Annotated in this window: 7 protein-coding genes and 2 pseudogenes; 6 read left to right on the top strand and 3 right to left on the bottom strand. The window is 34.6% G+C overall.

What is annotated here, in order from left to right; all coding sequences use genetic code 11:
* Window positions 1–216 precede the first annotated feature (216 nt).
* Window positions 217–1,338, top strand: a complete 1,122-nt coding sequence (locus K4G57_RS01575) for a CatB-related O-acetyltransferase (protein ID WP_221531420.1) — start codon at window positions 217–219, stop codon at window positions 1,336–1,338.
* Between the two features lie 192 nt (window positions 1,339–1,530).
* Here K4G57_RS01575 and K4G57_RS01570 read toward each other — a convergent pair whose 3' ends face one another.
* The 3 genes and pseudogenes from K4G57_RS01570 to K4G57_RS09375 all read right to left on the bottom strand — a co-directional run.
* Complete coding sequence (locus K4G57_RS01570) at window positions 1,531–2,523, bottom strand: cation diffusion facilitator family transporter (RefSeq protein WP_221531419.1); 993 nt, start codon at window positions 2,521–2,523, stop codon at window positions 1,531–1,533.
* A 160-nt stretch (window positions 2,524–2,683) separates the two neighbouring features.
* Window positions 2,684–3,076 (bottom strand): annotated as a pseudogene (locus tag K4G57_RS09380) (methyl-accepting chemotaxis protein); the annotation flags it as partial.
* Between the two features lie 345 nt (window positions 3,077–3,421).
* A pseudogene (locus K4G57_RS09375) lies at window positions 3,422–4,705 on the bottom strand (PDC sensor domain-containing protein); the annotation flags it as partial.
* 544 nt (window positions 4,706–5,249) lie between these two features.
* On the opposite strand from K4G57_RS09375, the gene K4G57_RS01560 reads away from it, so the two are divergent.
* The 5 genes from K4G57_RS01560 to lysA all read left to right on the top strand — a co-directional run bounded on the left by K4G57_RS01560 (window position 5,250) and on the right by lysA (window position 11,030).
* A complete protein-coding gene (locus K4G57_RS01560) occupies window positions 5,250–7,262 on the top strand; it encodes a methyl-accepting chemotaxis protein (protein WP_221531418.1) in 2,013 nt (670 codons plus the stop codon).
* Between the two features lie 121 nt (window positions 7,263–7,383).
* Window positions 7,384–8,166: a transporter substrate-binding domain-containing protein gene (locus K4G57_RS01555; RefSeq protein ID WP_221531417.1), complete on the top strand. Its 783-nt coding sequence runs from the start codon at window positions 7,384–7,386 to the stop codon at window positions 8,164–8,166.
* Window positions 8,167–8,182: 16 nt separating this feature from the next.
* On the top strand, window positions 8,183–8,881 hold the full coding sequence (locus K4G57_RS01550) for an amino acid ABC transporter permease (RefSeq protein ID WP_221531416.1): 699 nt from the start codon (window positions 8,183–8,185) through the stop codon (window positions 8,879–8,881).
* A complete protein-coding gene (locus tag K4G57_RS01545) occupies window positions 8,868–9,704 on the top strand; it encodes an amino acid ABC transporter ATP-binding protein (protein WP_221531415.1) in 837 nt (278 codons plus the stop codon). The genes K4G57_RS01550 and K4G57_RS01545 overlap by 14 nt, the downstream gene beginning before the upstream one ends.
* A 63-nt stretch (window positions 9,705–9,767) precedes the next feature.
* Window positions 9,768–11,030: a diaminopimelate decarboxylase gene (lysA, locus tag K4G57_RS01540; protein WP_221531414.1), complete on the top strand. Its 1,263-nt coding sequence runs from the start codon at window positions 9,768–9,770 to the stop codon at window positions 11,028–11,030.
* Window positions 11,031–11,039: the final 9 nt, after the last annotated feature.

Below are 11,039 nucleotides of genomic sequence, written 5' to 3'. Positions count from 1 at the left end.
ATGTGATTTAAACAAATGTGTTTGATGTGTTTAAAAAATGCAGTTTGATACATATATCCTCCTTTAAATGTTTATTAAATAAATAAAACCTTATCAAATAAAGGCATTAAAAACAATAAAGGGGGAATGTGATTCGTATTAAAAAATGATTAGGTTTTGATTATTTTTGATAAAATAATAAAATATTTCACAATCTAAATAAGGAGTTTTATTTTAATGCAGATTACAATTAATGCTTTTGTTTTAGAAATTTTTGAAAGGAATAATATTTTTAATTCTTTTAATGGATTAAGTAGGTTTGCCATAGGCGATAAGATTATTATACCCGATGAGGGATTTTTGGAAGAATTTATTTCTTTTAATAGAGGTAATACCTTATGTCAAATGGGTGCTTTTTCTTATAGTAATGCAAATATTCCAAGAACGGATATAAAAATAGGACGTTACTGTTCTATAGCTTGGGGTTTGAACTTCTTACATGAAAAGCATCCGCTGCATTTACTTACAACTTCTTCAGTTTGTTATGATAGTAACTTTGCACCATTTAGAAAAGCTAATGAGGAATTTCCGCATAAACACGAATTTTATTTGAGAGATTTTCTTCCTGCACCTAAAGAGACTATCCTAGAAGATGATGTTTATCTTTGCACTAACGCTTGTTTGAAGCCCGGTATTACGCTTCACACAGGTTGTGTTGTTGGGCAAAATGCTTTAGTAACTAAAGATGTTCCAGCTTATGCTGTTGTTGGTGGAATCCCTGCTCGGGTGCTTAAATATCGTTTTGATGAAAAGACTATAGAGAGACTCTTAAGGCTAGAATGGTGGAAATATAATTTTTCTAGTTTTAAAAATATCAATTTAAAATTAGATATTAATGCTTATTTAGATGAGTTGGAAAAAAGCATTCAAGATAAAAAAGCTCAAATTTTAGAACCTAAGAAAATTGATTTTAAAGAACTTGCTCAAATAAGCACAATGCAAAAATCTATTGTTGTAGAGAAAAGATTAAATTTATCCGCAGCTGCTGTTTTGAGGGTTAAGAATCAACTCTCTTATAAACTTGGCTCTGCAATGCTTGATTCTAAGGGATTTTTGAAATTTTTTAAATTGATTTTTGTTTTGAAAAAGATTAGCAAGAAACATAAAAAAGAAAAGATGATTTATGAATGTATGCTTAAAGTCAATCCTTCTTTAAAGCTTGCTCCCTTAGAGGATCATCCTGACTATAAAGATGCTTTGTTAGTGCAAGAGAGTTTAAATTACAAACTAGGCAAAGCTTTGATAGAAGCAAATAATTCTAAATGGGCGGGGGGGGGGGGCTTTATGGTTTCTGCTTAAGTATAGCCTAATGAGTAGTTTTCAAAAGCAAGGACTTAAGAAACTCCTTTAAAACCCTCGTATTTTCGTGGCTTTTGTGGTTTATATACTTTAATTAGTCTTATCTATTTAGGGTAAGTTGTTGGTATTAGTAATTTTAATGCGAATTGTGTCGGGATTTGACAATTTCTTTAACTTTGAATTTTTAATAATTTAGAGCCATTTTGGGTCAGCAGTAAAGCTAACAGAGAGCCAAATTTTATAGCTTGGAATTGCAAGGGATTCTGCAATACGATTCCTTATATGGTCAAATTCTTGCATGCTTTTTGGTTTAAAATTTTCTTTTGTTAGGATATTGACTTCTATCATATAAAAGCGTCCAGACTTTGCAACATGCGTATCGTAATCCTGGAATCCAAATTCTACGCTAATATGCTCCATAATTTTTGTAATTCTATCATCAATTTCTGCTGGGGCTACCATTATTAAATCTTTAAAATTTGCAATGGCAATGCGTGTAGGAGAAATACAGAGTAACAAAGAGAGCGTAGCAAGCAAAATGGGATCCACATAGAATGCAAGAGCCGTGTTGGTTTGAGGTAAAAAATAGATGATTCCAAATGCTACTAAAGCACCTAGATAAAGCACACAGTCAATTTTCCATTCAATATTATCTACTTGAATTAAATCAGATTCCAAGATTTTGGTATAAAATAGGGTGTAAGTAAATAAAATCGCACAAAATACAAATGCGCATAAGCTATAAATTGCCGCGCCACCTATCTCTATGGCATACCCACCATGAATGATACTTTTTAGTGCATTAATGAAGGCATAAATACATACAAAGACTAGAACAAGGGATTTAAAGAGATTTACCATAGGTTCAAAACGTACATAACCGTATTGGAATATATCATCGTCCTCTTTGTAAATGTAACGTGAAGTAACGACACTTAGTGCGCCTAGACCAACACTAACAAGTGCGACGAAGCCATCAAAGATTACTGCCATTGATTTTACAAAGATTCCAAATCCGATTCCAAAGATTGCTAGAAGTAGTGCGCTAAACATAGAAACTTTTAAGATAAATTGTTCTTTTTGGTTATCAACAATAGAATCTTTGGTGTTAGAGAGGATACGCACTTGGTTATCACGTACACTCGTGCCATATTTTTTATTTAAAATTTTGCTTAAAAGACCCATTAGAGAAGCCTTTATGTTTAGATTAGAAGGATAAAATACAATAAAGTCTAAAAGTGTGGGTTTCTAACGCGTTAAAGTATTGGATAAATGGGGGAGATACATTATGTTAGAAACCCACGCCTTTAGACTTTAATCTAAAAAGATTTTAGTCTTTTTAGATTTAAAACTTCTTTTTATTGGTATCATCGGTAATATCTTGTGCGATTTGCCCAACATCTTTAGAAATGCTTGAAGTGCTATCAGCAATACTTAGATTGTTTTGTGTAATTTTTTCTAGTTGTCCTACTGCTTCGTTAATTTGCTCAATTCCAGCAGTTTGCTCTCTAATGGATTCTCCCATATCATTCACACCTTGTGCTAAAAGATTGATATTTGCATCAATTTCACTTAGAGACTTTCCTGTTCTCTCTGCGAGTTTTCTTACTTCATCAGCAACCACTGCAAAGCCTCTTCCATGTTCTCCTGCTCTTGCTGCTTCAATAGCGGCATTGAGTGCTAAAAGATTTGTTTGGTCTGCAATATCACGAATTACACCAACAACACTTTTAATATCATTGCTTTGGCTAATCACTTCTTGTGTTTTTGAGCTTGCATTTTGCATAGAGCTTGTGATTTCCTCTACTGCTTGTGCGGTTTGTTCCAAGCTTGAAGCTTGATTGTGAGAGCCTTCTATAAGTTTCCCCATCATTTCTTCTAAATCTTTTGATCTCTCACTTAGTGCATTTGCAAAACCAGCAGAAGTTTTTAACATCGTTTTAATTTCTTGTCCTAAAGTATTTACTGTAACTTCCACTATTCCTTTAGCATCTTTAACTTCTGTTGTGAAATCTAGGTTTGTGTAACTTTTAAAAACGCGCCCAATCTCATTTGTATCACTTCCGATTTTATCTTGCAGTGTTTGTAGCATTTCATTGAGGACTTTTTTAAGCTCATTTAATTGTGGATTATATGGATTTGCTGCAATTCTTGCTGTTAAATCTCCACTTTCAATTCTGTTTGCTGTTTCAATGGATTCTTTAACAGCTTGTGCATCGCATTCTAAACCTTTTTGAACTTTTTTTATACTATCATTAACGGCTATTGCCATTATTCCGATTTCATCTTGTGAACGTGGTTTGACAAAAGCAGGTGGTGTTTTTGTCTCGTAATTTAAGTATTTGAAGAATCCAAAAAGCAAATCGTAAAATGTGCTAATCCTTGTAACAATTTGTGTGCGGATATAGAAAAATAACACCAACCCAATAATCACTAATGTAGTTATTGTGCAAGCAATAATTATTGTCGTAAGAGAAGTAACAGGAGCCATAATAGAATCAATTGGTGCTGTTACAACCGCACTCCAAGATGTATTCACATTTTTTCCACCAATTTGAAAAGTGTTAATAGCTGTCAAGCTCTGGTAACCTCTTGCGTTGAAGTATTCATAGACACCTTCTTTTCCTTCTCTGATCGCTTCTCCAATTTTCTTGACGCTTTCATGAGGGTTAATACCGCTTATTGTCTTGCCTAGAACATTTTGGTCAATGTGTGCTGCGATTACGCCTTCAGAAGTAACAATTGCTTTATAATCACCTTCAAATACTAAACGATGTGGAAGATTAATCCTTGTGGAAATCGTATTTAGATTAACAAACAATCCTAAGACGGCAATCACTTTGCCTGCATCATTTATAATTGGATAGCTCATTGCTACACCAGCACTCTCTCCTTGTCCGGAGATATTTCTTATGTCTGGGACGCCAATATTTGGTTTGCCAGTTTGTAGTGTTTGAATAACGCTTGGAAGCTTAAGAATATTCTCATCAGCTTTCAATGCTTTTATGCCACCTGGATTTTCAACATCTGTATCTGCAAGCAAGATTAGGAGATGTCCATTGGGAAGTTTAAAATTCGTATTAACGATATTTTCTCTAGAGTAAGTCTCATCAGTAACATAGAGATACGCATAATCAGCAATTCCCGCAGAATCTAATAGAGTCTCAACAGTTTCTTTAAGCACTTCTTCGCTCACATGACGTTCTAGCATACCATCTATAGTATCGTGTTGGACTTCTAGCACGGCAAACATTTCATTAAAATACCCACTAGCAAGATTTGCAGCTCTAGCGGCTACATTTTCTAGGAGTTTATGAGCTTCTTGTATTTGAATAGCAGATGTGCGTGAGACAATCACATAAGACATCGTCAAAATACAGGAAAAAACAACTGCTAAAGCAACTAAAACTATCTTTGTTCCTAATTTTAATTTGCGGAAATCCATTTAATTAACCCTTAATATGATTTTGTGTCAAAGTCAAAGCAATTTTTTAAAAATACAACCCAAAACTTTGGAAAATCTTCAATTTTTTGAAAATTAAAGGCGTGATTATATCAAAAAATAAAATAAAAAAAAGATTTTTGAAAAAATTCGTAACATTTTTTAAGAGATAACACAAAAAATTAAAATAGAAAAATCTATTTTTCAAATTTATGTTGCTTTATGTGTTATTTTTTAAAGTGATAGCCCTTATTTTTAGATATCCAATAGGGTTTATTAAGTTTTTCGTTTGTGAAATTTTTAACTTTTTTCTTGGGATACAACATAATATCTAAGATTAAGATGTAAAAAATCTAAATTTTTACTCTCTAAATTGTTGAAAATTAATAAAGTATAAATAAATTTAGTGATAAAATCGCGGTTTTTAAGTTTTTTAAAATATTTACAGCGTAAATAAAAGGAGAGAATTATGCTACATTCATTAGGGGGAAAATTAACAGCAAGTGCAGTTGCTGTTTTTGCCGTGATTATCGTTGTGATAAGTGCCTTTAACTTTCAAAATACTTCAACAGATATGCAAGAGCTTTATCGTGGAATCCAAAAACAAACGCTTGAGTCTGCGTATAAGAGTATTTTTATTACTATGGGCGATGAAGCGCAATGGCATTTGCGTGTGCTTGCTAGAGATATTTCAAAAATTGATAAAAATAATGTTGTGCAACAACGTATTGTTTTGGACACAGCATCTGCTTTGGTTAAATATCCTGTCATGTTTATTGTTTATGAGGATGATGGAAAAGCAATTTTACAAGATTATAATAGTGAGGGAAATTCGCAATTTTCTTCGGAGTGGAGTGATGTAGGAAATATAGATTTGCGCCAACGCCCTTGGTATGTGCAGACAAAACAAGCAAATGCAGGAATCATTACTCCTGTTTATACTAGTGAAGCTGGCAAGTATAAGGGGGATTCTTTTGCAACAGCGACAATGCCGATTGTAAAAAATGGCAAGTTTATTGGTGTTGTTGGAATGGACATTCAAGTTAATCAATTTCAAGATCGTTTTGAAGCTTTTGAAAATCCAGAACTCCCTTCTATGAGTGTGTTTATTACAGATGCTGATGGCGCAATATTTTCGCATGAGGATATGGACCTTGTAAAAAGCGGTTACACAAAAGGCGTGGAGTCTGCACTCAAAGAAAAACTTAAATTCGGTAAAGAGGGTGAGATTGCGTATGATTTGACTTTAAGAAATGGAGAAGTTGTTGAGAAGCTTGGATTTTATAAGCAGTTTCCTTTTGGCTGGACAATGGTTGTAACAGCAAATAAGAGTGATTATACGGAGGTGGTTAATAATAGCTTGATAAAAACAATTATTTTAGCCATTGTAATGATTGCCATTGGTGTAGTTGTGATTTTATTTATTATTCGTTATTTTACAAATCCTCTAAATACGATCAAATTAACGCTCATTGAGTTTTTTAAATATCTTAATCACGAAAGTAAAGTTGCTCCAAAGGCACTTGAAATTAAAAGCCGTGATGAGATTGGCACAATGGCACGCGCAATTAATGCAAATATTGAACAGACAAAAAATAGTTTGAAAAAAGATGAAACACTTGTTGAACAGGCTGTTAAGGCGATTGAAAGGGCTAAAGAGGGTTATGCGGACTCTTTAATTGATTTAAATGGTTCTAATCCGCAGTTAAATCATTTACGTGATGCAGTCAATGATTTATTAAGATTACTTGCAACTGCTATTGGTAAAGATTTACCAGAATTAAATCGCGTTTTTGATAGTTTTGTGGCTCTTGATTTTAGTGTGCAAGTGGAAAATGCAGAAGGGCGCGTGGAGATTGTAACAAATACACTAGGTGAAGAGATTCGTAAAATGCTTAGAACTTCTTTAGAATTTGCAAATTCTTTAAATGCGCAAAGTGGGGAGCTTCAAGAAGCAGTAAATTCTCTAATGCAGTCTTCTAATTCTCAGGCTTCATCCTTGCAGCGCACTGCAACAACGGTGGAAGAAATCACTTCATCAATGCATAATGTAAGCAGTAGAACACAAGAAGTTATTCAGCAAACAGAAGATATTAAAAGTGTGATTGGGATTATTAAAGATATTGCAGACCAAACAAATCTTTTAGCACTCAATGCCGCTATTGAAGCAGCAAGAGCAGGAGAACATGGAAGAGGCTTTGCAGTGGTTGCAGATGAAGTAAGAAAACTCGCAGAGAGAACAGGAAAGTCTCTAGGAGAGATTGAAGCAAATGCAAATTTATTGGTGCAAAGTATTAATGATATGGCAGAATCTATTAAGGAGCAAACTGAAGGAGTTACGCAAATTAACGAAGCAATTGCAAATTTAGAATCTGCAACACAAGAGAATGTAGGCATTGCAAATACAAGCTCTGATATTTCTCAAAGTGTTTCTGAGATTGCTAAAGCAATTTTAGAAGATGCAAATAAGAAAAAAATCTAAATAAAATACAGAATCTAATTTAGATTCTGTATTCTCCGTATAACTCATATAGAATCTCTTTAACAAAACACTTAGGAATTTTGCTATAATCTCCGCTTATTTTATTAATAAGGGTTGTGCTATGTATCGTTTAGTTTTATTTGGAATTTTAGTAGCTTTTGTGAGCCTTGGAATAAGTGGTTGTAAGGGTGATGAAAAATTAGTGGTTGCAACTGCAGCGGAGTTTCCGCCTTTTGAGTATAAAGAAGGTCCAGAATATAAGGGTGTGGATATGGAAATATCCCAAGAAATTGCAAAACGATTAGGTAAAAAGCTTGAGATTAAAGATATGGAATTTGATTCTGTAATGAGTGCTGTAAGTAGTGGTAATGCTGACTTTGCTGCAAGTGGGCTTACAATTAATGCAACACGTTTAAAAGTGGCAGATTTTACAAAACCCTATTATAATGCAAATCAAGTGGTGATTATCAAAAGTGAAAATGCTGAACTTAAAGCAGTTGGTGGCGATGCAGAAGCACTAATTGCCACAATTTCTAAAAAAAATAAAATTAAAATTGGTGTGCAGACGGGCACAACGGGAGTATTTTTTGCTAAAGGCGATAAGGATTGGGGATTTGTAGGATTTTCAAATGCGGAAGTTAAGAGTTTTGTGAATGGTTCACTCGCAGTTAGCGCATTAGTCAATGGGCAGGTAGATATTGTAATTTTAGATGAAGCTCCAGCAAAACTCATCTCTAAGGCAAATGCAGGCACAGAAGTGCTTCTAGCCTCTCTGACACAAGAACAATATGGAATTGCGGTAAAAAAGGGAAATAAAGAGCTTTTGGATTCTATTAATAACGTACTTGATGCAATGAAAAAAGATGGCACACTAGAATCCATTATACAAAAATACTTCAAATAAGAGCTTTTATTAAGTTATGGATAAATTAGAAATCTTTTATAATCAGTTGATTACAAAAGGTGGCTACGCGCTTGTGCTAGAAGGGATTGGCGTAACTATTATACTTGCTATTTGTGGTTTGTTAATCGGTATCGTGATTGGCACATTATTAGCCATTTTACTTACAAAAGAGAATAAAAATACCTTAGAAGATGCGTTGGTTTTGCTTGGTAAACTCTATGTTGGTTTTTTTAGAGGGACGCCAATTGTCGTGCAGTTACTTTTTATTTACTTTGTGATTTTGCCACTTTTAGGACTTGCAGGAAGCAGTGCATTGCTTGTAGCAATTGTGATTTTTGGGCTAAATAGTGGAGCGTATGTGAGTGAGATTATCCGTGGTGGAATCTTAAGTGTGGATAGCGGACAAAATGAGGCGGCAAGGGCTTTAGGGTTAAATTCTGGGCAAAGTATGCGCTTTGTTGTTTTTCCGCAAGCTCTAAAAAATGCGTTGCCAAATTTAGGTAATGAATTTATTACGCTTTTAAAAGAAACTTCTGTGGCAAATTATGTCACAGTTCATGATTTAACCTACGCATTTAAGACTATTGGAAGCGCAAGCTATGAATATATGATTCCGTATTTCTTCTTAGCGTTTTGTTATTTGATGCTTGTAATGGTGGCTAGTTTTATCGTGAAAAAATACGAAGGGAGATTAAGAGTAAGTGATAAGCGTTAGAAATCTTGTTAAAAAATATTATGAAAATGTGCAAATAAAGTCTCTCAGGCAAGAAAAGATAGTCTTTAATGGTTTAAATGTGGATTTTAAACGTGGAGAAAAAGTTGTCATTGTGGGACCTAGCGGAAGTGGAAAAAGCACATTTTTACGCTGCTTGAATCTTTTAGAATCTTTAGATGGTGGAGAGATTTGGCTAGATAATCAAAGAATTTCTAATCTAAGCATTGAGTTTTACCCAGAGTTAGCTAAGCTTAAGGGTTGGGCGTTGGAGAAAGCAATTAGGGAATATGATAAAAAATATCGCATTGATATCAATCTAGCGCGCACAAAAATAGGAATGGTATTCCAGCATTTCAATTTGTTTAATAATCTCACCGTGCTTGAGAATATCACGCTTGCTCCTGTGCAATTAAAACGTGCTACACAAGAGGAGGCAAAAGAGCAAGCCCTTGCACTTTTAGCACGTGTTGGTTTGTATGATAAGGCACATGAATACCCCTCACGCTTAAGTGGCGGACAAAAACAAAGAATCGCTATTGCAAGGGCGTTGGCAATGAAGCCTGAAGTTATGCTTTTTGATGAGCCAACCAGTGCGCTAGATCCAGAGATGGTAGGTGGTGTTCTAGAACTTATGAAAAGTGTAGCAAATGAAGGAATGAGTATGGTTTGTGTAACGCATGAAATGGGCTTTGCTAGGGAAGTTGCTACACGCGTTTTGTTCATGGAAGGGGGAGAAATTTTGGAAGATTCTGCACCAAAAAGTTTTTTTAACTCCCCAAAAAGTGAGCGATTGCAGTATTTTTTAAGCCATATTAAACATTAAAAAAGCCTAATTTTTAAGGTGTTTTTTATTATAATGACAGAATTTGTTACTAAAGAGTAAATGATGAATAATACAGAGGAGTTAAATACTCCACAGCTTAGCGGGAATTTCAAAAAAGAATTATTGCAAGAGGCAGCAGATAGGTTTAATACGCCTTTGTATGTGTATGATTTAGATAGGATTCAAAAGCGTTTTAATGAGCTAAAACAGGCATTTTCTGGTAGAAAGGCATTAGTCTGCTATGCGTTAAAGGCAAACTCTAATTTGAGTGTGATTAAAAAACTTGCAAGTTTGGAGAGTGGGGCAGATTGCGTGTCTTTAGGGGAGATTAAGCGAGCGATAATGGCTGGGATTCCAAAATATAAGATTATTTATAGCGGTGTTGGAAAGCAGGATTGTGAAATCAAAGAAGCCATTAAACTTGGAATCTTGTTTATCAATGTAGAAGGCAAAGAGGAAATGTTGCGCATAGAAGCTTGTTCTAAGGAATTAGGAATTCCTGCGAGAGTTTCAATCCGTGTAAATCCCGATATTGACCCCCAAACACACCCTTATATTTCTACGGGATTAAAAGAAAATAAATTTGGTGTGAGTATTGAGGAAGCTAAAGGAATGTATCTGTATGCGCATAATGCAAAGTTTTTAGAGCCTATTGGAATCCATTTTCATATTGGTAGTCAGATCACAAAACTAAAACCTATTGCAGAATCTGCGCAAAAAATTGCACAGCTTACGCGGAGTCTTTTAGCACTTAAGATTGGTATTAAATTCTTTGATATTGGTGGTGGGATTGGTATTGCTTATAGCAAAGAGAACACGATTGATCTTTATGATTATGCACAAGCGATTTTAGAGGAGTTACGCGGACTTGATGTAACGATTGTTTGTGAGCCGGGTAGATTTATTGTGGGGAATAGTGGAGTGTTTTTAACTAAGGTGCTTTACCAAAAAGAAAATCAAGGTAAGCACTTTGTTATTGTAGATGGAGCAATGAATGATTTAATACGACCTAGTCTTTATGAGGCTTACCATCAAATTCTCTCCCTTAAAAATCCAAATGCGGAATCTGCTAGTTATCAAGTAGATATTGTAGGACCTATTTGTGAGAGTGGGGATTATTTGGGTAAAAACATTTCTCTACCATTGCTAGAGCAAGGTGATATTTTGGCAATTTTAAGTGCGGGAGCGTATGGTTTTAGTATGGCAAGTAATTATAATACGCGTCCAAGATGTGCAGAGGTGGCAATTGAGGGTGGAGAAATGCGTTTAGTACGTAAAAGAGAGTGTTTTGAGGATCTAATTGCGTTAGAGAAAGAGTATTTATAAGGAGTGGTT

The organism is Helicobacter turcicus, from assembly GCF_019711685.1.
GTDB classification, from domain to species: domain Bacteria; phylum Campylobacterota; class Campylobacteria; order Campylobacterales; family Helicobacteraceae; genus Helicobacter_D; species Helicobacter_D turcicus.
This window is presented reverse-complemented; position numbering and strand designations above follow the sequence as displayed.

Coding starts and splice junctions, on each gene's coding strand:
- K4G57_RS01560 (WP_221531418.1), top strand. CDS start 5,250: ATGCTACATTCATTAGGGGGAAAATTAACAGCAAGTGCAGTTGCTGTT.
- K4G57_RS01555 (WP_221531417.1), top strand. CDS start 7,384: ATGTATCGTTTAGTTTTATTTGGAATTTTAGTAGCTTTTGTGAGCCTT.
- K4G57_RS01575 (WP_221531420.1), top strand. CDS start 217: ATGCAGATTACAATTAATGCTTTTGTTTTAGAAATTTTTGAAAGGAAT.
- K4G57_RS01570 (WP_221531419.1), bottom strand. CDS start 2,523: ATGGGTCTTTTAAGCAAAATTTTAAATAAAAAATATGGCACGAGTGTA.
- K4G57_RS01550 (WP_221531416.1), top strand. CDS start 8,183: ATGGATAAATTAGAAATCTTTTATAATCAGTTGATTACAAAAGGTGGC.
- lysA (WP_221531414.1), top strand. CDS start 9,768: ATGAATAATACAGAGGAGTTAAATACTCCACAGCTTAGCGGGAATTTC.